At 65.8% G+C, this 25,229-nt stretch carries 23 protein-coding genes; 9 read left to right on the top strand and 14 right to left on the bottom strand.

The window, feature by feature from the left end; genetic code table 11:
* The first annotated feature begins 21 nt into the window (after positions 1 to 21).
* The 3 genes from mrdA to coq7 all read left to right on the top strand — a co-directional run bounded on the left by mrdA (position 22) and on the right by coq7 (position 3,975).
* On the top strand, positions 22 to 2,064 hold the full coding sequence (gene mrdA / locus WNB94_RS07600) for a penicillin-binding protein 2 (RefSeq protein WP_341389439.1): 2,043 nt from the start codon (positions 22 to 24) through the stop codon (positions 2,062 to 2,064).
* Positions 2,061 to 3,215 carry a rod shape-determining protein RodA gene (rodA, locus tag WNB94_RS07595; protein WP_341389438.1) on the top strand — a complete coding sequence of 385 codons (1,155 nt, stop codon included), beginning with the start codon at positions 2,061 to 2,063 and terminating at the stop codon, positions 3,213 to 3,215. The genes mrdA and rodA overlap by 4 nt, the downstream gene beginning before the upstream one ends.
* A 157-nt stretch (positions 3,216 to 3,372) precedes the next feature.
* Positions 3,373 to 3,975 carry a 2-polyprenyl-3-methyl-6-methoxy-1,4-benzoquinone monooxygenase gene (gene coq7, locus WNB94_RS07590; RefSeq protein ID WP_341389983.1) on the top strand — a complete coding sequence of 201 codons (603 nt, stop codon included), beginning with the start codon at positions 3,373 to 3,375 and terminating at the stop codon, positions 3,973 to 3,975.
* A gap of 21 nt (positions 3,976 to 3,996) precedes the next feature.
* Here the strand turns inward: coq7 and WNB94_RS07585 are convergent, their stop codons facing one another.
* Positions 3,997 to 4,419 (bottom strand): OsmC family protein, encoded by a 423-nt coding sequence (locus WNB94_RS07585; RefSeq protein ID WP_341389437.1) that lies wholly within the window; start codon positions 4,417 to 4,419, stop codon positions 3,997 to 3,999.
* A 227-nt stretch (positions 4,420 to 4,646) separates the two neighbouring features.
* A complete protein-coding gene (locus tag WNB94_RS07580; RefSeq protein WP_341389436.1) occupies positions 4,647 to 6,704 on the bottom strand; it encodes an ATP-dependent helicase in 2,058 nt (685 codons plus the stop codon).
* A gap of 166 nt (positions 6,705 to 6,870) precedes the next feature.
* Between WNB94_RS07580 and WNB94_RS07575 the strand changes: the two genes are divergently transcribed.
* The gene (locus WNB94_RS07575) at positions 6,871 to 7,569 is read left to right on the top strand and encodes a PEP-CTERM sorting domain-containing protein (protein ID WP_341389435.1); all 699 of its coding nucleotides are present in this window, start codon (positions 6,871 to 6,873) and stop codon (positions 7,567 to 7,569) included.
* Here WNB94_RS07575 and pcaCD read toward each other — a convergent pair.
* A complete protein-coding gene (gene pcaCD / locus WNB94_RS07570) occupies positions 7,532 to 8,791 on the bottom strand; it encodes a bifunctional 4-carboxymuconolactone decarboxylase/3-oxoadipate enol-lactonase PcaCD (RefSeq protein ID WP_341389434.1) in 1,260 nt (419 codons plus the stop codon). The genes WNB94_RS07575 and pcaCD overlap by 38 nt on opposite strands.
* A 43-nt stretch (positions 8,792 to 8,834) precedes the next feature.
* Here pcaCD and WNB94_RS07565 point away from each other — a divergent pair, with 43 nt between their 5' ends.
* Together WNB94_RS07565 and WNB94_RS07560 are read left to right on the top strand one after the other, a co-directional pair.
* Entirely contained in the window at positions 8,835 to 9,974 is a 1,140-nt protein-coding gene (locus tag WNB94_RS07565; protein WP_341389432.1) for a septal ring lytic transglycosylase RlpA family protein, read from the top strand.
* A gap of 69 nt (positions 9,975 to 10,043) precedes the next feature.
* Positions 10,044 to 10,895 carry a DMT family transporter gene (locus tag WNB94_RS07560; RefSeq protein WP_341389431.1) on the top strand — a complete coding sequence of 284 codons (852 nt, stop codon included), beginning with the start codon at positions 10,044 to 10,046 and terminating at the stop codon, positions 10,893 to 10,895.
* On the opposite strand, the gene hemE is transcribed toward WNB94_RS07560, so the two are convergent.
* The 11 genes from hemE to WNB94_RS07505 form a co-directional block, all read right to left on the bottom strand.
* A complete protein-coding gene (hemE, locus tag WNB94_RS07555; protein WP_341389430.1) occupies positions 10,896 to 12,005 on the bottom strand; it encodes a uroporphyrinogen decarboxylase in 1,110 nt (369 codons plus the stop codon). It lies immediately after the preceding gene.
* Between the two features lie 54 nt (positions 12,006 to 12,059).
* A complete protein-coding gene (locus tag WNB94_RS07550) occupies positions 12,060 to 12,800 on the bottom strand; it encodes an START domain-containing protein (RefSeq protein ID WP_341389429.1) in 741 nt (246 codons plus the stop codon).
* A gap of 90 nt (positions 12,801 to 12,890) precedes the next feature.
* On the bottom strand, positions 12,891 to 14,495 hold the full coding sequence (locus tag WNB94_RS07545; protein ID WP_341389428.1) for a methyl-accepting chemotaxis protein: 1,605 nt from the start codon (positions 14,493 to 14,495) through the stop codon (positions 12,891 to 12,893).
* A 29-nt stretch (positions 14,496 to 14,524) separates the two neighbouring features.
* On the bottom strand, positions 14,525 to 15,019 hold the full coding sequence (locus tag WNB94_RS07540; protein WP_341389427.1) for a Cache 3/Cache 2 fusion domain-containing protein: 495 nt from the start codon (positions 15,017 to 15,019) through the stop codon (positions 14,525 to 14,527).
* Positions 15,020 to 15,190: 171 nt separating this feature from the next.
* Positions 15,191 to 16,261, bottom strand: a complete 1,071-nt coding sequence (locus tag WNB94_RS07535) for a CapA family protein (protein ID WP_341389426.1) — start codon at positions 16,259 to 16,261, stop codon at positions 15,191 to 15,193.
* Between the two features lie 3 nt (positions 16,262 to 16,264).
* Positions 16,265 to 17,398, bottom strand: coding sequence for an ABC transporter permease (locus WNB94_RS07530; protein ID WP_341389425.1), 1,134 nt, complete (start codon positions 17,396 to 17,398; stop codon positions 16,265 to 16,267).
* 8 nt (positions 17,399 to 17,406) lie between these two features.
* Positions 17,407 to 18,345: an ABC transporter ATP-binding protein gene (locus WNB94_RS07525; protein WP_341389424.1), complete on the bottom strand. Its 939-nt coding sequence runs from the start codon at positions 18,343 to 18,345 to the stop codon at positions 17,407 to 17,409.
* Positions 18,342 to 19,325, bottom strand: coding sequence for an HlyD family secretion protein (locus WNB94_RS07520; protein WP_341389423.1), 984 nt, complete (start codon positions 19,323 to 19,325; stop codon positions 18,342 to 18,344). Before WNB94_RS07520 ends, WNB94_RS07525 begins: the two co-directional genes overlap by 4 nt.
* A 61-nt stretch (positions 19,326 to 19,386) precedes the next feature.
* The gene (locus WNB94_RS07515; protein ID WP_341389422.1) at positions 19,387 to 20,487 is read right to left on the bottom strand and encodes a GNAT family N-acetyltransferase; all 1,101 of its coding nucleotides are present in this window, start codon (positions 20,485 to 20,487) and stop codon (positions 19,387 to 19,389) included.
* A 23-nt stretch (positions 20,488 to 20,510) separates the two neighbouring features.
* A complete protein-coding gene (locus WNB94_RS07510; protein ID WP_341389421.1) occupies positions 20,511 to 22,139 on the bottom strand; it encodes a GH3 family acyl-acid amido synthetase in 1,629 nt (542 codons plus the stop codon).
* 1 nt (position 22,140) lies between these two features.
* Positions 22,141 to 23,043 carry a hypothetical protein gene (locus WNB94_RS07505; RefSeq protein WP_341389420.1) on the bottom strand — a complete coding sequence of 301 codons (903 nt, stop codon included), beginning with the start codon at positions 23,041 to 23,043 and terminating at the stop codon, positions 22,141 to 22,143.
* Positions 23,044 to 23,476: 433 nt separating this feature from the next.
* Here WNB94_RS07505 and WNB94_RS07500 point away from each other — a divergent pair, with 433 nt between their 5' ends.
* The 3 genes from WNB94_RS07500 (at position 23,477) to atpE (ending at position 25,223) form a co-directional block, all read left to right on the top strand.
* Positions 23,477 to 24,001, top strand: a complete 525-nt coding sequence (locus WNB94_RS07500; protein WP_341389419.1) for an ATP synthase subunit I — start codon at positions 23,477 to 23,479, stop codon at positions 23,999 to 24,001.
* 13 nt (positions 24,002 to 24,014) lie between these two features.
* Positions 24,015 to 24,896 (top strand): F0F1 ATP synthase subunit A, encoded by an 882-nt coding sequence (gene atpB / locus WNB94_RS07495; RefSeq protein WP_341389417.1) that lies wholly within the window; start codon positions 24,015 to 24,017, stop codon positions 24,894 to 24,896.
* A gap of 69 nt (positions 24,897 to 24,965) precedes the next feature.
* Positions 24,966 to 25,223, top strand: a complete 258-nt coding sequence (atpE, locus tag WNB94_RS07490) for a F0F1 ATP synthase subunit C (protein WP_161648757.1) — start codon at positions 24,966 to 24,968, stop codon at positions 25,221 to 25,223.
* Positions 25,224 to 25,229: the final 6 nt, after the last annotated feature.

Here is a 25,229-nt window from a genome sequence, read left to right as displayed (position 1 = left end):
GCTTCGAAGGTGTCACGACCGATGACCGAGATCCGCAACCTCGAGCAGGAACTGAGCCGATTGCGCCTGCGTTTGTGGGCGGCGGTGGGTTTCGTGCTGCTGTGTTTCGGGCTGCTGGTGTTTCGCATGGTGGTGCTGCAGGTGGTGCGCCATGACGACTACGTGCAGCGCGCCGAAAACAACCGCATCGCGGTGGTGCCCATCGTGCCCAACCGGGGCCTCATCGTGGACCGCCACGGCGTGGTGCTGGCCAACAACTACGCGGCCTACACCCTGGAGATCACGCCGTCCAAGGTGGACGATCTGGACGCCACCATCGACGCCCTGGCGCAGTTGGTGGACATTGGCCACCGCGATCGCCGCCGGTTCAAGCGGCTGCGCGAAGAATCCAAGAGCTTCGAGTCCATCCCCATCCGCACCCGATTGAGCGACGCCGAGGTGGCCCGCTTCACGGCGCAGCGGTTTCGTTTTCCGGGGGTGGACATCCGCGCACGGCTGTTTCGGCACTACCCTTATGGCGAGACGGCCAGCCACGTGCTGGGCTACATCGGGCGCATCAGCCGCCGCGATGCCGACGCCATCGAGGAGTGGCCCGAAGAAGACCAGGCCAACTACCGTGGCACCGAGTACATCGGCAAGCTGGGCATCGAGCAGGCCTACGAGCGCGAGCTGCACGGCATCACGGGCTTCGAGCAGGTGGAAACCAGCGCGGGCGGCCGGGCCGTGCGCAGCCTGCGTTCGAACCCCGCCACGCCGGGCAACACGGTTCACTTGTCCATCGACATCAAGCTGCAGCACCTGATCGAGCGCCTGTTTGGCGATCGCCGTGGGGCCCTGGTGGCCATCGACCCCCGCAATGGCGAGGTGCTGGCCTTTGTCAGCAAGCCCACGTTCGATCCCAACCTGTTCGTGGACGGCATCGACCACGAGAGCTGGAAGGCGCTGAACGAATCGCCCGACAAGCCTTTGCTGAACCGGGCCCTGCGCGGCCTGTACCCGCCGGGCTCCACCTACAAGCCCTTCATGGCCTGGGCGGCCCTGAACACCGGCAAGCGCACGCCGCAAACCGCCATCATGGACAACGGGGTGTTCGTGTTCGGGGGGCATCGCTTTCGCAGCCCTGAGAACGAGCGCGGCGGCCTCATGGACATGCGCCGCTCCATCGTCGAATCCAGCAATGTGTACTACTACACCCTGGCCAACGAGATGGGGGTGGACCTGATCCACGACCAGATGTCCCAGTTGGGCTTTGGGCGCCACACGGGCATCGACATCAAGGGTGAGCTCAAGGGCATCCTGCCATCCACCACCTGGAAGCGCGAGAACTACCGCCGCCCCGAGCAAAAGCGCTGGTACGCGGGGGAGACCATTTCGCTGGGCATCGGGCAGGGCTACAACAGCTTCACGATGTTGCAGATTGCCAAGGCGCTGGCCACGGTGGTCAGCGACGGCCAGCGGTACCAGCCCCGGCTGGTGCGAGAGATCGAAGACATGGTCAGCCGTGAACGGCGGCCGCCCCCGCGTGAGCCCCTGACCCCGCTGGCCATCAAGCCCGAGCACGCCGAGGTCATCCGCGAGGCCATGTATGGCGTCACGCAGCAAGGCACGTCCACCCGGGTGTTCATGGGGGCGGGCTACACCAGCGGTGGCAAGACGGGCACCGCCCAGGCCGTGGGCCTGCGGCAAAACGAGCGTTACAACGCGGAGCGGATCGATGAGTACCGACGCGACCATTCGCTGTACGAGGCCTTCGCCCCGGCGGACCGGCCTCGGGTGGCGCTGGCGGTGATCGTGGAGAACGCTGGCTTTGGTTCGGCGGCGGCCGCACCCATCGCCCGCCGGGTGCTGGATTACCTGCTGATGGGCCTGTACCCCAGCGAGGAAGACATCCTGGCGGTGCAGCAGGGGCGGGCGCCCGCACCCATCGGCACCCCCCGGCCCGTGCACGAGGTGCCCCTGCCCAGAGGCGTCAACGCGTTTGGCACCGAGGTGGATGGTGAAGTGGTGGGCCAGCCGTCGGCGCCAGATGACGAGGTGCCTGGTGGCACGGGAGATTCGCCATGAACGTGGCCTTCGACAAACCATCGTTGTGGCAGCGCGCGCGGCCCATCTTTGGCGGGTTTGACCTGCCCCTGGCCTGCGCCGTGCTGTTCCTGGTGGCGCTGGCCATGGTCAACATGTACTCGGTGGGCTTTGACCACGGCACGCGGTTTTTCACCCATGGGCGCAACATCCTGCTGGCGCTGGGGGTGATGTTCCTGGTGGCACAGGTGCCGCCGCAGCGCCTGATGGTGCTGGCCGTGCCGCTGTACACGGTGGGTGTGCTGCTGCTGCTGGGCGTGGAGTTCGCCGGCATCACCAAGAAGGGCGCCACCCGGTGGCTCAACGTCGGGGTGGTGATCCAGCCCTCCGAGATCATGAAGATCGCCATGCCCCTGATGCTGGCCTGGTGGTTCCAGCGTCGCGAGGGGCAGTTGCGCACGCTGGACTTTGCCGTGGCCGCGGGCATCCTGATGCTGCCGGTGGCCCTGATCCTCAAGCAGCCCGACCTGGGCACCGCCTTGCTGGTGATGGCCGCAGGCCTGTACGTCATCTACTTTGCGGGCTTGAGCTGGCGGCTGATCCTGCCCGTGCTGACCGTGGCGGTGGTGGGCATCACCTTGGTTGTGGCCTTCGAGTCCGACCTGTGCCAGCCTGACGTGCAGTGGGTGGGCATGCGCGATTATCAAAAGAACCGGGTGTGCACCTTGCTCGATCCGATGTCCGACCCCCTGGGCAAGGGCTTTCACATCATCCAGAGCATGATCGCCATCGGCTCGGGCGGGGTCACGGGCAAGGGCTTCATGCAGGGCACGCAGACCCACCTGGAGTTCATCCCCGAGCGCACCACCGACTTCGCCTTTGCGGGCTATGCCGAAGAGCACGGGCTGCTGGGTGTGCTGGTGCTGATGGGGGGATTCCTGTGGCTCATCTTTCGCGGGCTGCAGATTTCGGCCCAGGCGCCCACCCTGTTCGGGCGGCTGATGGCCGGCGCCCTGTCGCTGAACTTTTTCAGCTACGCCTTTGTGAACATGGGCATGGTCAGCGGCATTCTGCCGGTGGTGGGCGTGCCCCTGCCGTTCGTGAGCTACGGCGGCACCGCCATGGTCACGATCGGGCTGGGCCTGGGTGTGCTGATGTCCATCGCCAAGAGCCGGGGCTTGATGCAGCGCTGAGGGGCATGCCCTGAACCTGATGCGTCGCAACACCGGGGCCGACCGGTGCGGCTAACATCGCACCATGTCTGAAGCGCACTTCACCCCGTTTTCTGCCACCCGCGTGGAAAGCCACGCCCCCCGGCCTGTGCCGCACGACGCCGTTGATCGGCTCATCATGGCCGCCGACGCGGCCCTGCGCACCTGCTTTGCCAGGCACACGGCGGCCCGGCCCTGCCCGGTGTCGGCCCAGGACGACGGCCCCCTGAGCGCCGAGGACAAACGCCTGTCGGCCGCCTTGATGCGGGTGAACCACGTGGGCGAGGTGTGCGCCCAGGCGCTGTACGCCTCGCAGGCCTTTGGCACCGATGACCCCACCTTGAAGGCCCAGTTTGCCCATGCCGCCCAGGAAGAAACCGATCACCTGGCGTGGACCGAGCAGCGCCTGAACGAGCTGGGCGGGCGCACCAGCTGGCTCAACCCCCTGTGGTACGGCGGGGCGTTTGCCATCGGGCTGCTGGCGGCCAAGGCCGGCGACCAGGTCAGCCTGGGTTTTGTGGTGGAGACCGAACGCCAGGTGGAGCACCACCTGAACGGCCACATGAGCCGCCTGCCCGTGGGCGACGAGCGCTCACGCGCCATCGTGGCGCAGATGCGCGACGACGAAGTGGCGCACGCCGATGCCGCGCTGGCGGCCGGGGGGGCGCCCTTGCCGGCGCCGGTCAAGGGCCTGATGCGCCTGGCCGCCAAGGTGATGACCACGGTGGCGCACCGGGTCTGAGCCTCAGGCTCAGACGGGGGCTCAGGCCGCCACCACCTCGAAGCTGGTGGTGATCTCGGCGGTCTTGCCGATCATGATGCTGGCCGAGCAGTACTTCTCGTGCGACATCTGGATGGCGCGGGCCACGGCCGCCTCAGGCAGGTTCACGCCGGTCACGATGAAGTGCATGTTCACTTTCGTGAACACCTTGGGGTCGGTCTCGGCCCGGTCGGCCTGGATCTTGACCTGGCAGCCGCGCACGTCGTGGCGCCCGCGCTTGAGGATGAGCACCACGTCGTAGGCGGTGCAGCCGCCGGTGCCGGCCAGGACGGTTTCCATGGGCCGGGGCGCCAGGTTGCGGCCGCCGCCTTCGGGCGCGCCGTCCATGTTGATGATGTGGCCGCTGCCGGTTTCAGCCATGAAGGCCATGCCGGAGGCCGGCTGCCAGTGGATGGTGCATTCCATGAAAAATTCGTCCTGTGAGCGTCGGCGGGCGGGAAACCCCGCGCACGGCCGTGAAATATGCCACGAGCCTGATGCAAGACGCATGGAACTTTTCAGTTTGTAAGCACTCTATCCCTCAGTTTTGCTTGTTTCTCTCTCTCCACATGCCTCCCGTGACGGGGAAGGATTCCAGCCCAAGGCCTCACCGCCTTGGGCTTTTTTTTGGCCATGGCGGTCACGCAGGCCACTCACCCCGCCACCGGCCCCCGCGCCTTGGCGGCCAACTCTTCGCGCAGCCGCCGCAGTTTCTCGCGGGGGTCTTCTTTTACGCCACCTTCGCCCAGCTTCATCTCGGCCACAAAGCGGCTGGGCATGGCCTGGATGTACTCGCGGCCCTTCTTGCGGCGCTTGAGCACGCTCACGCCCAGGGTTTCGCGCGCGCGGGTGATGCCCACGTACATCAGGCGGCGCTCTTCTTCCACCTGCTGAGGCGAGATTTCGCCTTCTTCGCGGCTGAAGGGCAGCAGGCCCTCGTTCACCCCGGCCAGCACCACGTGCGGCCATTCCAGGCCTTTGGAGGCGTGCAGCGTGGTCAGGGTCACCACGTTCTGCTCTCCCTCGCGCTCGGCCAGGGTGGTGATCAGCGCGATGGTCTGGGCCACTTCCAGCACGGTGCGGCGTTCGCTTTCGGTGGTCATGCCGCCGTCGGCCTCCACGTCGCCGCCACAGCGCTTGGCCACCCAGTCCACAAAATCCAGCACGTTGCTCCAGCGCGCGGCGGCCACCTTCTCGTTGTCTTCGTTGTCCAGCAGGTGCTGCTCGTAGCCGATGTCTTTCAGCCAGTCCATCAGCAGCGCCTTGGCGTCTTCCGAGCCTTGCGTGTGGCGGGCGCGGTATTCCAGGTCGTTCACGTAGCGGCCAAACTCGCGCAGGCCGTCGATGGCGCGGTCGCTCAGCGCGGTGGACAGCGACTCGGCAAACAGCGCCTCGAACAGGCTCACCTTCCACTTCGCCGAGAACTCGCCCAGCTTGCCCAGCGTCTGGTGGCCAATGCCGCGCTTGGGCGTGGTGATGGCGCGCAGGAAGGCCGGGTCGTCGTCGTTGTTGATCAGCAGGCGCAGCCAGGCACACAGGTCGCGGATTTCCGCGCGGTCGAAGAAGCTCTGCCCGCCCGACACCTTGTAGGGGATGTTGGCCTTGCGCAGGGCCTGCTCGAAGATGCGGGCCTGGTGGTTGGCCCGGTAGAGGATGGCGAAGTGCTTCCAGTCGCCCTTGTCGGTGGCCGGGAAGTCGTGCAGCAGGCGGTTGCGCACCAGGTTGAAGTGGGCCACGGTGCGCTCGGCCTCGTGCTCTTCGTTGTCGCACTCCATCAGTTTGACCGGCTCGCCTTCGCCCAGGTCCGACCACAGTGTTTTCTGAAACAGCTTGGGGTTGAGCTGGATGACGTTGTTGGCCGCGCGCAGGATGGCGCTGGTGGAGCGGTAGTTCTGCTCCAGCGGGATGACCTTGAGGTTGGGGTAGTCCTGCGGCAGGCGCTTGAGGTTATCGAGCGTGGCGCCGCGCCAGCCGTAGATGGACTGGTCGTCGTCGCCCACGGCGGTGAAGATGCCGTCTGGCCCCACCAGCAGCTTGAGCAGTTCGTACTGCGTGGCGTTGGTGTCCTGGTATTCGTCCACCAGCACATGCCGCAACTGCCGCTGCCACTTGGTGCGCACGTGTTCGTGCTCGGACAACAGCTTCAGCGGCAGGCCGATCAGGTCGTCAAAGTCGACCGCCTGGTAGGCCAGCAGGCGCTCTTCGTACAGCGCCATGATCCTGGCCGTCAGGGCCTCGTCGTCGCTGCCCGCCTGGCTGAGGGCGTGGCCGCTGGTCAGGCCCTGGTTTTTCCACAGGCTGATCTGCCACTGCCAGCTGCGCGCCAGCTTGGCATCGGTGGTGGCGCCCGCGTCGCGCAGGATGCTCAGCACGTCGTCGCTGTCCAGGATGGAGAACTTGGGCTTGAGCCCCACGGCCTCGCCATCTTCACGCAGCAGGCGCACGCCCAGCGAGTGGAATGTGCACACCAGCAGCTTGCCGGCGGCCTTCGGCCCGATCAGCGCCTTCACCCGCTCGCGCATTTCGGCGGCGGCCTTGTTGGTGAAGGTGATGGCGCCGATTTGTGAGGGGGCGAGGTCGGCCCCGTGGCCCGGTTGCAGCAGCCGGGCGATCTTGTGCGTGATCACCCGTGTCTTGCCCGAGCCCGCGCCTGCCAGCACCAGGCAAGGGGAATCCAGGTGCTGAACCGCCGCCATCTGGGCAGGATTCATGGTAGGGGGTATAGTTGGTGACATATTCACGAAATCACAGGCACAAAAGCGGACAGCCCCCTGGCTCAGGGATGAGAGGATACTGGCATACGCTGAGCCGTGTTCTTACAATCCGTTGCTGTTGTGGTGTGGCTTCGTTAGGCCGTGCCCGACCTCAGGAGACATCATGCCCTTGCCTCACTTGGTTGAACCGTGCACGCGCGCCGTCGTGGCTGCGGTGCTGGCATTCGCCGCGATGAGCGCGAGTGCGGCCGAATATCGCTACAGCTTCTACACCTTCTTTGACCCCACGACGGCGGATCTCTACGATACGCGCTCCGTGGCGCAGGCCGCAGCCACGCTGACACTGGCCGACGTGGAAGGTGGTGTGCGTTTCAGCCTGGCACAACCCGAGCACGACCTGGTGGCGGCCTCCGAGGCCGGCACCTTCGTGCAAAGCCTGTGGATCAATGGCCCAGCGGCCACGCTGACCGCCCTGGATGGCGTGCCGCTGGCCAGCACCAGTGGTCGCTTGAGTGCCCCGGTCACCCTGGACGGGGGCTTGTCGTACCGGTGGCGTTTTGATTTCGCGCCCGGTTCGTTTGGCGAGGGGCAGTCTGCGTCCTGGACCTTGACCGGTGCCGGTTTGAGCGCCAGCAGCCTGTCGACGTCCGCTGGCTGGCCCCAGCTGACCCTCACCGGCGTGGGCGCGCCGTTTGACGTGCGCCCTCAAGGAGCGCTGAACTTTGTGGCCCTCACGCCCGTGGTGGCGGTGCCAGAGCCCGCATCGTGGCTCACCTTGGCCATGGGCCTGGTGGCCCTGGCCAGCCTGCAAGGCCGGCGCTCTCTCAAACGCCCGCCACAAACTCACCCAGCAACTCGGTGAAGGCCTCGGGCTGCTCCACCGCACTGAGGTGGGCGCAGCCATGCAGCGTGGCCAGTTGCGCGCGCGGGATGCCGCGCACCAAGGCTTGGGCGGTTTCGATGGTCGAGCTCTCGTCCAGGTGGCCCGCGATCACCAGCGTCGGCACCTGGATCTGCCCCAGTCGTGGCCACAGGTCGGCCTCGCACAGGGCTGCTGCGCAGGCGGTGTAGCCTTCTGGATCGGTGGACTCCAGCAGCCGCTGGTGACGCGCCACGGTCGCGGCCTGCGTTTGCCGGAACGCTTCACTGAAGAACCGGTTCATGGTGCCGGTGGCGATGGCGCTCAGGCCATGGGCCTCGACGGTGGCGATGCGTTGACCGATGGCCGTCTGCCCCAGCTCGTCGTAGCCGGCGGTGGTGTTGGCCAGCACCAGGGCCCGCACCTTGTCTGGAAAGCGCATGGCCAGCTCTTGTCCGATCATGCCGCCCATGGACAGACCCACCCAGATCACGGGGCCGCCGCCGGCCAGTTCGTCGATCAGGCGTGCCGCATCGGCCGCCAGTTCGGCCAGGCTGAGCGGCTCTGATGGGGTCTGAGAGCGCCCGTGGCCTCGGGTGTCCGGGCAAATCACGCGGCAGGTGGCCGCCAGTTCGTTGGCCACCGCATCCCACATGCTGCCGTCCTGTCCCAGGGCATGACTCAACACCACGGTGTGTTCGGCGCTGCCGCGGCGTGCTTCGCGCACGGTGGCGTGCAGCTTGGGCCGCGTGTGGGTGAAATACGAGCGGCCCACCCCGGGGTGCCACGACTGATCGGCCGGGTGGGGCGGTGGCTCCATGCCCAGTTCCTTCATGATCCCCACGGCGCGGGCGAATCCGGTGTTGGCGGCGGGCACCCCGGCGTAAATCGCGATCTGGATCAGGGCTTCGCGCACTTCTTCGGGCGTCAGGGTGTGGGCATTGCCGGGTGTCAGCGCTCCGCGCAGGTGGATCTCGAACTCGTCCCAGCGGCCCAGGGCGCTGGTCACCGCCAGCACGATGATGCGGCGGGTTTTCCAGTCCAGCCCCGGCCGCCCCCACACCCCGTGCCAGGCGTAGTCGGTGATGAAGTGCTGAAAGCCGGCGTTGAAGGCGTTGGCCTTGGCCACGGATTTGTCGACCCAGGCGTCACCCAGGGCGGCACGGCGGTTGCGCATGCCGCGCTCGAAGTCGAAATCAAAGGGAGGTTTCGGCTGGTTGGACATGAAGTGATCCGGGCAAAGTCACGAAGCAGACTGTGCATTGTGCATGCAGGTGACGTGCCTGGCCGAGCGCCCTGGTCGGCCCCTCCTGGTGGATCGCACCCTGGTGCCTGACGCGGGCTTGGTTTATCGTGCCGCCATGCACCACCTTGCCATCAACGCGCAACACACGCGAGGCCAGCGCACTCGCCCTCCTGGTCGAGTCCTGGCCTGGCTGGGGGGCATGGCCTTGGCCGGGGTGCTGGGCCTCAGCGGCTGTGCCAGCGGTCCCACCGGGGGGGCGGGGCAGGCGCAGTCGTCCCGTGATGGCGGGCCCTCGTTGCCGCCACCCCCATCGGTCTGGGAAGCGCGCCCGGTCGAGCCCCAGGTCGAGCCCATCCGGGCGGGCGGGCCGAACAAGCCTTATGAGGTGCAGGGCGAGCGCTACGAGCCGCTCACGCAAGACACGCCCTGGAGCGAAGCCGGCCTGGCGTCGTGGTACGGCACCAAGTTCCACGGGCGGTCCACCGCGAGCGGCGAACTCTACAGCATGTACGGCATGACCGCAGCGCACAAGACCTTGCCCATCCCCAGTTATGTGCGGGTGCGCTCCAAGGTCAATGGCGAGTCGGTGATTCTGAGGGTCAACGACCGTGGCCCCTTCGTCAAGGGGCGGGTGATCGATGTCAGCTACGCGGCCGCCATCCGCCTGGGCCTGGTGGGGCGTGGCGTGGGTGAGGTGGACATCGAGCGCCTGACGTTCGATGACATTCGCTCTGGCGCCTGGCGGGGCACCGAGGCCTTGCCGGTGGCGGTGGCGGTGGCGCCTGTGCAGGCGCCGGTGGCCGAGCCTGTCGCGGCACCGGTGATGCCGGTGCCAAGCGCAGTCGCGGCAGCAGCGCCCGCCGCGCCAGCCGCGGTCTCTGCCCCGTCCACGGCCCTGCCCACCAGCCTGGCCGGCACCCCGGCTGGTCGTGGCTTCTGGGTGCAATTGGCCGCGCTCAGTCAGCGCGACGGTGTGGACCGCTTGCAGCAGCGCGTGGCGCGCGAGTTGTCCAACCTCTTGCCCATGCTGGGCGTGTTTCGAGAACGGGCCTTGTACAAGCTCAAGATCGGGCCCTTCGCCACCCGTGCCGAGGCTCAGGATGCCCTGTCGCGTGCGCGCGATGCACTGCAACTGGAGCCGATGCTGGTGCAGCATCGCTGAGGCTTGGCCTCAAGATTCAGGGCGCACGGCGTACCATCGCGCCCTTGTCTGTTGATGCGTGGGTGATGCATGCCGTACCTGGCCCTGGTGTTCAATGCTCTGGTGTGGGGGCTGTCGTGGTGGCCTTTGCGCGCCCTTCAAGTCCAGGGGCTGCACCCCATCTGGGCCACGGTGGTGTTTTTCGCCGTGGGCCTGGTGTCGGTGCTGATCTGGCGGCCCTCGGCCGTGCTGGCCGTGTCTCGGCGCCCTTTGCTGTGGGCCCTGGCGCTGGCCGCTGGTTTCACCAATGCGGCCTTCAACTGGGGGGTCACCACGGGCGAGGTGGTGCGCGTGGTGTTGCTGTTCTACCTCATGCCCTTGTGGGCGGTGCTGCTGGCGTGGCTCCTGTTGGGCGAGCGTCTGGGGGCCGGGGCCGCAGGGCGCGTGGTGCTGGCCCTGGTGGGCGCCGCGCTGGTGCTGCAGCCCGATGAGGGGGGCTGGCCGCGCTTCAATGGGCTGGCCGACTGGCTGGGTCTGTTGGGCGGGCTGGGGTTTGCGCTGACCAACGTGCTGCTGCGCCAGCAGGCGGCGACGCCCGCGTCCGAGCGCGCGGCCGCCATGTTCATCGGCGGTTTGGCCCTGCCGGCGGCCTTGGGTGCCGTGTTGCAGCACCACGGCATGGTGCCGGGCTGGCCGCCTTTGCACGGCGACTGGCTGACGCTGGCGCTGGGCATGGGGGCCCTGTTCGTGGCATCGAACCTGGCCCTGCAGTACGGCGCGGCGCGGGTGCCCGTGCAATTGGCCGCCGTGGTCATGCTCACCGAGATCGTGTTCGCGGCGGCGTCGGCCGTGTGGCTGGCCGGCGAGCAGCTCTCGCTGGTGCAATGCTTGGGGGGCGGTTTGATCCTGCTGACGGCCATCCTGGCCGCGCGTGCGCCCTGATCAGCCCCGCAAGGTGCGGCTGTGGCGGTGCACCGTGTCCACCAGCACGCTCACGCTCTCCGGAGGGGTGAACTGGCTGATGCCGTGCCCCAGGTTGAAGATGTGACCGCTGCGGGCGTCGTGGCGGCCAAAGGCGTCCAGCGTGCGGATCACCTCGGCTTCCACCTGTTCGGGCTTCGCAAACAACACGTTCGGGTCCAGGTTGCCTTGCAGCGCCACCCGGTCGCCCACCATTTCCCGGGCCTTGCCCAGGTTCATGGTCCAGTCCAGGCCCACCACGTCGCAACCGGTGTCGGCGATCTCGCTGAGCCACAGGCCGCCACCCTTGGTGAACACGATGTGCGGGATGCGCACGCCGTTGTGCGACTGCTTCAGTTGCGTCAGCACCCGGCGCGTGTAGGCCAGGCTGAACTGCTGGAAGGCACCATCGGCCAGCACACCGCCCCAGGAGTCGAAAATCATGGCGGCTTGCGCCCCGGCTTCAATCTGCGTGTTCAGGTACAGGGCCACGGCATCGGCGTTCACTTCCAGGATGCGGTGCATCAGGTCGGGGCGCTGGTACATCAGCGTCTTGACCAGGCGGTAGTCGTCCGAGCCGCCGCCTTCCACCATGTAGCACGCGAGCGTCCAGGGGCTGCCCGAGAAGCCGATCAGCGGCACCTTGCCCACGCCGTTGGCGTCGGTCAGTTCGCGGCGGATGGTGCGCACGGCGTCGAACACATAGCGCAGCTTGTCCATGTCGGGCACGGCCAGTTTGGCCACGGCGGCCTCGTCGCGCACCACGTGGGCAAACTTCGGTCCTTCGCCCGCCGCAAAGCTCAGGCCCAGGCCCATGGCGTCGGGCACGGTCAGGATGTCGGAAAACAGGATGGCTGCGTCCAGGTCGTAGCGGCGCAGCGGCTGCATCGTCACCTCGCAGGCCAGCTCGGGGTTGGTGGCCAGGCCCATGAAGCTGCCGGCCTGATCGCGCGTGGCGCGGTACTCGGGCAGGTAACGACCGGCCTGCCGCATCAGCCACACCGGGGTGCAGTCGGTGGGCAGGCGCAGACAGGCGCGCAGGAAGCGGTCGTTGTGCAGCGGGGGCAGGGGGGCAGCGGGATGAGCGTTCATCCCTGGATTGTAGGCAGCGTCATCCCTTGTCTGCCGCCGCCGCCTTCATCTGCATCAAGGTGTGCTGGTTTTGAGGTGGCCGGCAGGCACAAAGGGCGCCGGCCCATCAAACAGGTGCATGGCCATGTCTTTGAGTGTGCGCTTCTGGTAGGCCGGCTTGGGCAACTGCGCGCGGATGCCCTGCAAGGTCAGCAGGGGCGCGCGCGTGGACACCAGGTTGGCCAGCCAGGTGGGCACGTGTCCGCCCAGGTCCACCTGCGTCTGGAACTCGATCCGGGTCCATTCACCAGGCATCGGGGTGAGGGTGAAGGTGTTGCTCAGCATGGGCATGCGCACACGGTCCGGGTCGGGTGGCAGGCCGTCCACGGCTTCGCTGCGCACGTGCACGATGCCATCGGGGGTCTGGCTCACGCGGGTGCGCAGCAACACGTCGCGCGGCGACGCCGGCCAGATGCCCTTGAACTGCAGGTACATGCGGTCGGCGGGCAGGCCTTCGGGGGACGATGAGGTGCTGCACTGGAACACCCAGTGCTTCATGTTGGGCACATCGGACAACAGCGCCAGCACCGACAGCACGGAGTACGGCACCTCGGTCTCGCCCCGGAACTGGTTGACCGCCTGGCCCGGCACCGAGCGCGACCAGGTGCGGATGCCCTCGCGCCCTTCGCCTTGTTCCAGCGGCTGCCAGGCCTGCGCGCAGGCGACCGACATGGACAGCGCGCCCAGGCCGCCGACGATCCATTGGCGGCGGGTGAGGGCACGGGTGAAGGGGTGGGGCGTGGTGGTGTTGCGCATGAGATTCCTCCTGAAGGTGGCCGCATCGGGCCTTGGAGGCATCCTAGGCCCCGGGGCGCTCGACGTCAGCCCCGCAAGCCCCGTGAAGTCTCATGCATGGGTTGAATGTGCGTCGCTGTCGCTCACGCGGAACACCGCCACGGCGCGCACGAGGGCATCGGCTTGCTGACGCATGCTGTCTGCTGCCGCAGCGCTTTGTTCAACGAGGGCGGCGTTTTGCTGGGTGCTCTGGTCCATCTGGCTGATGGCATGGCCCACCTGCTGCACGCCGTCGCTCTGGTCCTTGCTGGCCATGCTGATCTCGTTGACGATGCTGGAGACCTGCTGGATGGCGCGCACCACCTGTTGCATGGTGTCGCCCGCCCGGTCGACTTGGGTGCTGCCCGCCTGGATCTGCTCCACGCTGGTGGAAATCAAGGCCTTGATTTCTCGTGCCGCGGTGGCGGACCGCTGGGCCAGGCTGCGCACTTCGGCGGCCACGACCGCGAAGCCGCGTCCCTGCTCGCCGGCACGTGCAGCCTCCACGGCGGCGTTGAGCGCCAGGATGTTGGTCTGAAACGCGATGCTGTCGATCACGCCCGTGATGTCGGCGATGCGCCTTGAACTGTCGTTGATGCCCTTCATCACGGCCACCACTTCATTGACGGCCTCGCCGCCTCGCTGGGCCACCGTGCTGGCTTCCTGAGCCAGGGTGTCGGCGTGGCGCGCACTGTCGGCGTTTTGCACCACGGTCGATCCCAGTTGCTCCATCGATGCGGCGGTTTGCTGCAAGGCACTGGCTTGCTGCTCGGTGCGCGACGACAGGTCGCTGTTGCCCTGTGCGATTTCCGCGCTGGCGGTGGCCACGTGCTCGGAGCCCTGGCGCACATTGCGCACCACGTCGGCCAGCGCCTGCTGCATCGCCTGGAGGCTGGCCATCACGCTGTCGTGATCGCCGGGCTTCAGCTCGATCCGCTGGGCCAGCTGGCCCTGGGCTACCCGCTTGAGCACCTGGGCCACGGCCGTGGGCTCACCGCCCAGTTGCCTCAGCAGGTTGTGCGTCAGCGCCCAGGCCAGCAAGCCCCCCGCACACAAGGAGATCATCAGCACGGCCGCCAGCGCCACCAGGGTGCGGCTGTAAACCGCGTGCGCGTTATGGCCATCTTGCCTGGCTTGTTCGAAGGTGTAAGCCGACAAGCGGTCCAGCGCCAGGATGGCATCGTCCATGTTGGACTTGCCCGCGCCTTCGCTGATGTCGCGGGCATCGTCTTGCAAAGACTGCCTCCCCAGGGTGAGCACCTTCTGGTGGGTGTCCTTGTAGGCCGACCAGGCCTTGTCAAGGGCGCCTCTCAGCTCGCGCTCTTCCGCACCTTCCAGCAGGGCGTGGTGTGCCTCAAAGGCCTCTGTCACCCGGGCCATGGCGCTGGCCGTCTTTTCTTCATATTCCTCCATGTAGCCTTCGTCTTCGGCGCGCGTGTGGCGCACTTCGAAGTCGCGTGTCTCCAGCATGGCAATGCGCGCTTTTTCAAGGTGGCTCAATGAAGGCAGCCAGCGCTGTGCCAGGTGCTGCGCATCCTGGTTCACACGCTCAAGCGCCCACAACCCGGCGGCGCCCAGCGCCCCTGTCAGCATGATCATGACGGCGAAGGCCGCCCCCAGCTTGGACGCTGTGCTCATCCGGTCCAGCGTCTGACCGATTTGCCGCAGGGGCTTCATGGCTGTCTCCGCGTCAGGTCAACCGATCATCACTTCTTGTAACCCACGTAGGTCAGGCCGATCACCTGGCCGGCGCCATCCTTGATCGGGTTGTAGCAAGTGCTGAAGGCGGTGCCCAGCACATCGGCATCGCCGCAGTACGCCTGGCCTTTGCTCACGGCCTCGTACACCTTGTTGCGTGCCAGCTGGGTGCCCACGCCACGCTTGCCTTCGGGCGTCAGCACGTTGGTGCTCACGCGCACGAACTCGTCGCCGTCTTTCACGAACACGGTGGCCGTGGCGCCCGACTTTTTCTTGATCTCGTCGACCACGTCGTAGTTGCCATTGATCTTGCGCTTGCCAAAGAAGATCACCGGGGCTTCGCGGTCGCCCACTTTGGTCACTCCATCCAGGCGGGCCGCCCCCAGCTTGTTCAGCCGGGCATCCAGCTCGGCTATGGTGGCTTTGGGGTCGTTGGCGTATGCCCCAGTGCAGGTGAAGGACAGGGTCAGTGTGGCGATGCTCAACAGGCGCAGTTTCATCATGGGCTCCTCAGACGCGAAAGTGGGTCGTGAGGACTCTTTCGGTCAGTGGCGCCGCAGGCTGAGAGGGTGTGCCCACGCCGCCGCGCACTTTTTCAGTGGCGGCGCGCAGGAATGCACAGGCTTTTGCCGGCGCGCACCTTCACGGTGCGTGCCCTGCCTGGGCCAGTCTGATCAGGCCGAGGGGATCAGCTCAGGCGCAAAGAACTTGCAATGCTCCACCAGCCGCGTCTCGAAGCCAGCCTTCTTGGGCAGCGGAGAGCATTCGACAAATGACCATGTCAGATCACCAATGGCCCATTGATCGGGCCGGTCCACCAGCGGGCCGATCGTCACGCGGGCGATCGCACCCAGGGTCAACTGGCTCAGGCCGGGCACATGCCGATAGGCCATGCCAAACGCCAGGTTGCCCAGTGAATAGGCCGCCAGTTTCCGCACGCCCGAGGCATCGGTCTCTGCGGTGATGGGCTGGGGGTTGTGGCTGTGGTGGCCCAGCACGGCGTCGAAGTGTCCCAGCCACGAGCGCATCAGCGCCACCATGCTGGGCCGTGGGAACAACTCCAGCTCGTAGCCGCAGTGCGGGAACAGCACATTGAACGCGCCGGGGCGCACGTGTCGCTCGACCCCGTCGAGCCAGGCCAGGTGCGGCCCCTTGCGGTTGCTCCACTGCGTGCCGGTGGTGATGCGCACCTGGGGCGACAGGTCGATGAACGGCGTGTCGATCACGCCGAAATGGGTGAAGCCTTCGCGCTCCAGCAGCTTCAGGCATCGGCGGCACTCGGCTTCGCCATAGTCGGCCGTGTGGTTGTTGGCCATGGACAGCACCAGCTTGTCCTTGGGGGCCAGTTGCGCCAGCGAGTCCAGCACGGGGCGGGTGTGCTTTTGATCGGGGGCGTACTGCGCGTGGTCGGTGATCACGCCTTCAAAGTTCAGGATGACGTGATCACAGGGCGCGAAGAAGTCCACCACCCCACGGTCAAACCGCAGCGGCTTGCCCCACATGGACATGGCATCGCCCGTGAAGCCCAGCGTGGACTGGGGCGTGATGCGGTTGAGCTGCACCTGCCGTGGCAGAAAGCGCAAGCCCTCGGGGTTGGCCTTGCTGCCACCGATGACGAAGCGCCACATCATGTGCAGCCCCTCGGCCAGCGTCGGGTAGGGGTTGGCCGTGAAAGGGCGCACCATGCGCTGATGGAACCATGACGGGTTCCAGTCGTCCGTCGGTGAAGGATCTGTGCGTGACATGGGTCAGCTCAAGGTGCGTTTGTAGCTCTTGACGGCCAGCAAGGTGAAGACCAGCCCGGCCAGCATGATGGGCCACAGGTGGGGCCACATGTCCATCATCGTGAACTCTTTGAGGAACACGCCCCGTGAGCCCACCACGAAGTACGACATGGGCAGCCCCTTGGAGATGACCTGGGCCCAGCCCGGCATGCCGCTGTAGGGGAACATGAAGCCCGACAACAGGATGGAGGGCAGGAAGTAGAAGAACGACAGCTGCATGGCCTGCATCTGCGACAGGGCCAGGGTGGAGATCAGGATGCCCACCGACATGGTGGTGATGCCATACGCCAGCAGCAGCACCAGCAGCGCCAGCGGATCGCCGGTCAAGGGCAGCTTGAACAGACCGAAGGCGATGACCAGGATCATGATCACCTGCGCCACACCCGCCAGGAAGGTCGGGATGGACTTGCCGATGATCATTTCCCACGGCCGCAGCGGCGTCACCAGCAGGAACTCCATCGTGCCCTGTTCTTTTTCCTTGGTGATCGACATGGCCGTCATCATCAGCACCGACACGTTCAGGATCATGCCCACCAGCCCTGGCACGATGAAGAACGTCTGTTCACCCTGGGGGTTGAAGCGCCGCTGTACCCGCACTTCCAGTTGCGGGCTGCCATCCATGGCGGGCTCGATCCCGTCTTGCCGAAACACGTGGGCCGCCGTCATGCGGGCCACCTCGCTGGTGGAGCTGATCGCCCCGTTGAGCGACACCGGATCGGTGGCGTCGGCCTCCACCAGGATGGTGGCGGGCAGGCCGCGCATCAGGTTGCGCGTGAAGTCGGGCGGGATCTCGATCACCACCGAGGTCTGCGCCTTGCGCAGCATCTCGCTGGCCTGATCGGACGTCAGTTGCCGGGGGTCGATCTCCAGGTAGACCGACTCTTGCAGGGCCGCCCTGTACAGCCGCGAGAACTCGCTCTTGTCGTGGTCGACCACCACGGTGGGAATGTGTCGCGGATCGGGGTTGATGGCGTAGCCGAACACGACCACGTACAGCACGGTCATCAGCATCAACGAGCTGAAGGTGAGCCGGTCACGCACCATGTGGTGCATTTCTTTGGTGGCGATGGCGCGGATGCGCTTGAACGACGAGAGCATGGCCTACCTCAGAACCGCGTACCTTCACCCTGCTGGCGCAGCGTGAGGTAGAAAAACACATCTTCCAGTCCTACATCGATGTCGATGGGCGTGCCGACCTGGTCGCCCAGGTCGCGGCACCACGAGCCGATGTCTTCGTGGCTGCGTGCCACCACGCGCAGGCTGTTGCCTTGCAGGGACAGGCGCACCACCCTTGGGTCGTGCGACATGGACCGGTCATTGAACGGCCGGGTCAGCGGGATCTGCGCCGCCACCAGCTCTGACTTCTGCAGCACCAGCTCCGGCGCATCGTCCACCAGCAGCCGGCCGTACAACATGTAGGCAATGCGGTTGGAGCGCATGGCCTCATCCATGTAGTGGGTGCTCACCAGCACCGACACGCCCGAGGCCGCGATGTCTTGCAGAATGTCCCAGAAGGCCTCACGGGCCTTCGGGTCCACGCCGGCGGTGGGTTCGTCCAGCAGCAGGATGCGCGGGCGGTGCGCCATGGCACAGGCCAGCGCCAGACGCTGTTTCCAGCCGCCCGACATGGTGCCCACACGCTGGTTTTCTCGACCCTCGGTGTTGAAGGCGAACTGCTTGACCAGTTCATCGACGCGAGCCTTCGGGTCTCGCAGCCCGTACAAGCGCGAGACGAACAGCAGGTTCTCGCGCACCGTCAGGTCCTTGTACAGACTGAAGTGCTGCGTCATGTAGCCCAGCAGCGGCTTGATCTTGTCGGCCTGACGGGCGATGTCGAAGCCCAGGCAGTGGCCCTGACCCGAGGTGGGCGGCACCAGGCCGCACATCATGCGGATGGCCGTGGTCTTGCCCGAGCCATTGGGGCCCAGGAAGCCATACAGCTGGCCCGGCGCAATCTGCATGTCCAGCTGGTCGACCACGGTCTTGTCACCGAAGGTCTTGGTCAGGTCCTTGACCTCGATGATGTTCTCGACGGCGGCGGTCACGATGCCTGCTTCCCCTGCTGCGGCACCAGCACACCCACCGGCGTGCCCGGCGGGGCCGTGCAGGTGGAAGACGCGGCCAGTCGGGCTTCGGTCAGGAAGCTGAGGCGGTCACGCAGATCTTGGCTGAACATCATGGGTTGTGTGTATTCGGGGCGTGCGCTCACCCGGGTGATGGTCGCCTCCAGCGGCGTGTCGCACCCCGAGATGCTCACCTTCACCTTGGCGCCGGGCAGGTACTGAGGCCGCAGGTCGTTGGGCACAAAGAACCGCACCCGCAGCGTGTCGCTGTGCAGGATGGTCATGGTGGTGGCGCCTGGCTGCGCGTACTCGCCCTGCCGCACATACAACTCCTGCACCACGCCGGCCACTGGCGCCGTGACCTGCTTTTGCTTGAGCAGCCACTCCACCTGCGCCACCCCGGCCGCGGCAGCGTCCACGCCGGCGTCGGCTGCGGCGCGTTCATCTTCACGGGCGGCCTGTTGGGCCGTGCGCAGGGCGGCATTGGCGTCTTCCACCTGGGCTTGGGCCAGTTGCACCTGGGTGCGCTCTTGCAGGCTCTGGATGTCCGACACGAAGCCGTTGTTGCGCAACTGTTCGGTGCGGCGCAGCTGCGTGCGTGCCTGCTCCAGTTGGGCTTCGGCATAGCGCACCTTGGCGCGCAGTTGTTCGATCTCGGCCGCGCGCGCGCCCTTGCTCAGGTTGCGGCTCTGGGCGGCCGCCTGGGCCTTGACGGCCTGGGCTTCTGCCAGCTTGGCCTCTTCCTGGGCAGACTCCAGTACATACAGCAGATCGCCTGGCTTGACCAGTTGCCCTTCTTTGACCTGCATCTGCTGCAGCGTGCCCGCCACCGGCGTGGCCACCGCCGTGATGTCGGCCTCCACATAACCGGGCAATTCCAGGGTGGGCGCCCCTTCCAGGCAGCCCGTCAGGCTCAGGCACAGGCCAGCGGCCACGGCCGTGGTCGCTGCGGTGCGGTTCATGATTCGGTACTTCATCGTCGGCCTTTGAGGCATGTGCATGTGTTCTGTGGGCCCGGCGGACTCAGAGCCGGCCCAGCTCCATGTAGAGGGGTCGATCATCAATGCCGGGGCGTGGATCGTCGTCACCGAAGGTCAGCCACAGGTGCTCGGAAAACAGCTTCTGGCGCTTGTAGCCGCGAGGCACCTCCACCAGCGGGTCGCCATGCGTCACACAGGTGGCCAGGGCATCCACCTTCTTGCCCTGGTGGGCCATCACCCAGTCGATCAAGGCCTGGTAGATGGCCGGCTCGTCCTTGGCGATCAGCACGTTGGCCAAGGTCAGGTAACTCAGGATCCCGCCGACGGGCGGCAGCTTGAAGCCGCCCACCACCCCGACGTACAGGTTGTACAGCGGGCGCAGCACGCGTGCCGCCGGATGAAAGCCCATGATGCGGGTCTGTTTATAGGCTTTCTGGTTCCAGGCCGCCAGCATGCCCACGATCTGCCCGTCGCGCAGCGCGAGCGTGTAATCACCAATCGACAGGCCCGCATAGTACGGATCGCCCGCCATCAGCTTGCTGAAGTCATACGCCGGGTAGCCATGGCGGCGAGGGGCCTCACGGTCTTGAAATGCCTGCATGGCCGGCACATCCGCGGCCGTCGCGGCACGCAGCGTCACGCCCGCCGGCACACGGGGCGCGCCCTTGCGGATGAACATGAAGCTGGTTTCGATGGTGTGGGTCAGCCAGAAGTCGAAGATCTTGTTGTCGGCCACGCGGCGGCCTGCTTCCAAGGCCCGGGAGTTGCCCTTGATGATCACGCCTTGCACCAGGTCGGTGGGCTGGTGGTGCTTTTTCTGCTCGACGAACATGCCCCCGCCGATGCCTCTGCGGCGGTAAAAGGGGTCCACCCGGGTGTCGCCCGAGTAGTACACGTAACGCTTCTCGCCGTTGATGAAGACGTGGCGCCCGGAGATCACCGTGAGGCCGGCCAGGGCATCGGGGCGCTCATCGTCGTCCACCACCACGATGGTTTGCGATTCACCGATCACCTTCGCCCCGATGAAAAAGTCGGGCTGGCGTTGAAAGCACATCTCGGCCGGGCCGGGCATGGTGATCTTGGCCACCAGATCCTGCATGCGGGGGTTGTCGGACGGTTGGGCCAGTCGGTAGGTCAAGGCCATGAAAAAAACTCCTCGGAAGCAGGTCAGGCACGCAAAAGCGGCCGCAGTGAGTCAGGCAGGGTGCCAGGCCAGTGTCGCAGGGGCTCGACCTTGATGTTGCCCTCGATCATGCCGCGCTGGCGACACAAGTCCAGGTACAACTCACGCATGTCGGCGCACAGCAGGCATTGTGCCGGTTGCAACTGCCCCAGCTCGCGCGCCAGTTTGTAGTGAAAATGCCCTTGCAGGGCAGACTCCAGATGGTCTGACAAGGCTTGCGCTTTCGTCGCAACCGCTTGGTTCCCAAAGCTCTCGGCCAGCAGCACATAGCCCGGTCGCCCGCCCTCCATCTGATCGATGGCCAGCAGGGTGACGGGCAGCACGCTGTCGTCTTCGGGCAGCCCGTCCAGGATGGACTGCGCCGTGGTGGCGCTGATCTTCTCGCCCACCAGGTCCACCCCATCGTTGCGGCCCAGGAAGGTGAAACACGGCACCTGGCCGAGGAAGTCGCTCACGCGCAGCACATCGTTCATGCGGTAGCGTGCCAGGCCGCTGCCGGTGGTGAACACCGGAATCACGTCCTGACCCTCGCGCAACTGCCAGGGCGCCAGCACGCGCTCGTCCTGCGCATCGATGAACTCGTAGACGTGGCTCAGGTAGGCCAGCGGGTACTTGCCCTGGAAGGGGAAGGTCACCACGCCTTCGGTGGCCCACAGGCCCTTGCCCTGGAAGCCCGCGTGGGGCAGCTTGTTCTGCAAGGCCTTGGCCCAGGGGGCCGCCGCGGCCGTGTCCCAGGCGCTGACCACCGCCAGCTTGGGCCACAAGGCCTGGAAGAACCCTGGGTCCAGCTCGCCATTCCATTGGCGCAGCAGCCGAGCGGCGCGGTCGGACCGGGGGCAGCGCACCCCGGCCATCCGTGCGGTGCGCGCGCCCCACTGCCCATGCAACAGCGCTTCGGCCAGCTCCTGGCGCCAGGCCGACATGTGCTCCAGCAGGTTGAGCCCGAAGGTCGGGCTCCACACCGAAATGAACCCCAGGCTCTCATCGGCGCACAGGTACGCCACCGTGGCAAACAGCGAGTCTTCCAGCGTCTCCGCCAGGGCCACTTCCTGTGGCACGGCTTGTGTCAGGTAGGCCAGCGCACGCTTGCCCCACGACAACATCTTCATGTCGTCGTTGATGTCACCGGCCGTCTGGGCGCGCAAGGCGGTGGGGATCCATGACAGCGACCAGTAATGGGTGCCACCGGCTTGCCCCGGGTACTGCGCGTACAGGTCGCCCACCCATGCGCTGATCACCTGGTCCAACTCGTCCAGGAACAGCTTGGTGTAGGGAATCCACTTCACGGCCGATGTCGAGCCGCTGGTGGGCTGATAACGGGCCACCGGCGAATCGATCAGCCAGGACTGCTGGCGCTCGCGCTGCTCGGCCAGCCCCTCGGCGTAGTCGGCGTAGGTGGAGATGGGAATGCGACGGACAAACTCTTCCCACGACCAATCGGCGCGCAGGCCGTGCTTCTGCCAGGCCGGGGCGCGCGATGCTGCCGCCAGCCAACGGCTGAGCCTGGCGCGCTGCACCGATTCCAGTTCACCCAGGTGCCGCTCGAAGCGTTGGCGACCCGGGTTGACCAGCAGTTTGAGGAGGTGGTGTCCGAAGGTGATGCCGGCCCCCATCTCAGGAGGCCCCACCTTGCTTCAGGCTGTCTTCGTCGTCTGCCAGCCAATCGGCCTGGGCGGGGGCGGGAGACTTGGCGGCGGCGCGGTTGCGTGCCAGCTTGGGGTCCAGCTCGGTGCCAGGGCGGCGGTGCGTGCCCAGGATGTGCTTCTTGATCCACTTCCATGGCACATCGACGATCGAGCGGAACAGGCTTTCGTAGTCGCAGGCCGCCAGGCAAGGCACCTCGTGGCCCTCGCGCCAGCCCGGATTCACCTTGTCGAAGAAGCCGATGTGCTTGTTGGCGGCGGCCAGCTCGGGCGTGATGTCGGCCACGTCGCCCTTCAGGCGCACATAGGTGTTGCCGAAGTCCAGCACCATCTTCTCGCGGTCAAAGGCCTCCGGGAACAGGGCTTCGCAGTAGGCCTCGGTGATGCGGCGGAAGCGCTCGTCCATGCCAGGGCGGTTGCCGTTGACCTTGGGGTAGTAGTTGTAGAAGTTGTTCGTCATCAGCAAGTAGGTCTTGTAACCCTTGGAGATGAGGAACCAGTAGAAGGGCACGAACGGCTGCTTGATGCGCTCGATGATCAGGCGGCGATAGAACGTGTTGGCCAGGGCATTGTTGCCCCAGTAGGCGGGCTCGACGATGGTGTCGCCACTGAAGATGCCGCGCACGCGCTTGCCATCGACCACCAGGTTGAAGAAGGTCTGCGTGGAGAAGCCCACGATGCGGTTGTCTTCCTTGCGCGACACCAGGATCACGCCGGACTTCTTGGCCAGGTCGGTCAGGAAGATGTCCAGCGAGGTGTTTTCATAGAATGAAGAGTACAGCCCATACATCTGCTGAATTTCGCGCGCCCCGATGCGGTCGATGGGGCAGAAGTAAGTGCGGACGGGATCTTTCTTGGCCTGGACGGTAGACATGCTGTACTCCTGGTGCACGCCGGTGGGGGTTGCTCAGCGGGCGGTGCCTGAGGGTGGGGCGCAAAGCGCTGAACAATCAAAGAAGGCGTTGGTGACGTGTGCCCATTGTTTGGTGTGCGATGCCGCAAATGTCACCGGGCTTGCCCTAGAGCTCCCTTACATGGGGGATGTGTAACGGTTTGGGTTAACCCCTGTTTGTGGTCCCTGGGCCACGCTGATGTCGCCCGGTGACCCGCACATCCGGGGGTGTTTGCGTCCGTTTGGGTGTAGGGGCTTGGTGTCTTGCGGGTAAGTGCTTATAATCTTTAGGTTTTGCCGACGCGTGGTCGGCGTTTTTGTGTCAGTTCGCCAGCGTGGGCGTGCCGTCACCCGGTTGAATATCGGGTTGAGGTGCTTGCGCTGGAGGGCGGATCGTTCAGCGGTTACCAAGCGCATGCAGCAGCCTCCACAGCACAACGCCGCGGCTGGCCAGGGCAGGCAGCGTTGGCAGACCTTTGAAGAATCCGACCTGGACGACTGGCACAAGGATGCCGAAACCCCGGTCCGGCCGCTGACGCGGTCAGAGGCGCAAGCCTTGATCGCCAAGCACCCTCGAGTGTCGGTGTGGCGCGTGATCGCCATGCAAGCCGCCTTCGGGGTGCTGGTCGCGCTGGTGTGGGGGGCGCTCACGAATCGGGCCGAGGCCGTGCTGTCTGCGTTGTACGCGGTGGGCGTGGTGGTGCTTCCCAGCCTGTTGATGGCTCGGGGGGTGTTTGGCCCGAATGCGGGGCGCAGCGTCGGTGGCCTCCTGTTCTGGGAGGTGGCCAAGCTGGGGTTGTCCGGCGCCTTGCTGGCGCTGGCGCCGGTGGTGCTCAAGCCCGTCGACTGGGCTGCGCTGCTGGTCACCCTGATCTTGTGCCTCAAGGTTGTGGTGGTGGTGCTGCTCTTCGGGCTGCGCCGCTCAAAGAATTCGGTTTGACTAGAGTTTGACGATGGCTTCTGAACACGCACCTACCGCGCCCGAGTACATCGGGCACCACCTGCGCCACTGGCAGAACCACGCTGAGCCCCAGGCCATCGTGGACTGGTCGTACATCAACTACGACTCGGTTTTCTGGTCTTTCGTCATGGGTGCACTGGCTGTCTTCCTGTTGTGGCGTGCCTCGCGCAAGGCCACCTCCGGCGTGCCGGGCAAGTTCCAGGGCTTTGTCGAGCTGCTGGTCGAGATGGTCGACACGCAAGCCAAGTCCATCATTCCCAACGCCACGTCGCGCAAGGCCGTGGCACCGCTGGCCCTGACCGTGTTCGTGTGGATCTTCTTCATGAATGCCATGGACTTGATCCCGGTGGACCTGCTGCCGCGCCTGTGGACCGAGTACTACGCCGCCACCGGCCACGACCCGCACCATGCCTACATGCGTGTGGTGCCCACCGCCGACCTGTCCATCACCCTGGGCATGTCCATCTCGGTGCTGCTGGTCTGCCTGTACTACAACATGAAGATCAAGGGTGTGGGCGGCTGGATCAAAGAGCTGTTCACCGCACCGTTCCACGCGCACGGCGCCGTGGGCACCATCTTGCTGATCATCCCCAACTTCTTCCTGAACATGGTGGAGTTCGGCGCCAAGACCATCTCTCACGGCATGCGGCTGTGGGGCAACATGTACGCAGGTGAGCTGGTGTTCATGCTGATCGCCCTGCTGGGTGCGGCTGTGGGCACGGCCCTGACAGCCGGCGGCGCTGGCCTGTGGGTCCTGCACCTGCTGGCCGGCTCGGCCTGGGCGATCTTCCACATCATGGTCATCACCCTGCAAGCCTTCATCTTCATGATGCTGACCCTGGTGTACATCGGTCAGGCTCACGAAGGCCACTGATCTCTGTTTCTCTCGTTTTCTTTCCTGTCCCTTTCCTTTTCTTAACCAACCTTTCTTTTAGGAGCAATCATGGAACTGGTGTTGGCAAACGTCGCTCTGGCTTGTGGTCTGATCATCGCCCTGGGCGCCATCGGTGCCTGTATCGGTATCGCCCTGATGGGTGGCAAGTACTTCGAAGCCACCGCTCGTCAGCCTGAGCTGATGAACGAACTGCAAACCAAGATGTTCCTGCTGGCTGGTCTGATCGACGCCGCCTTCCTGATCGGCGTGGGTATCGCCATGCTGTTCGCCTTCGCGAACCCCTTCATCGCTTCGCTGCCCCAGTAATCGGTC

It is taken from the genome of Aquabacterium sp. A3 (assembly GCF_038069945.1).
Lineage (GTDB): Bacteria > Pseudomonadota > Gammaproteobacteria > Burkholderiales > Burkholderiaceae_C > Aquabacterium.
The sequence above is the reverse complement of the archived record's forward strand: the minus strand, read 5'-3'. Positions and strand labels throughout refer to the sequence as shown.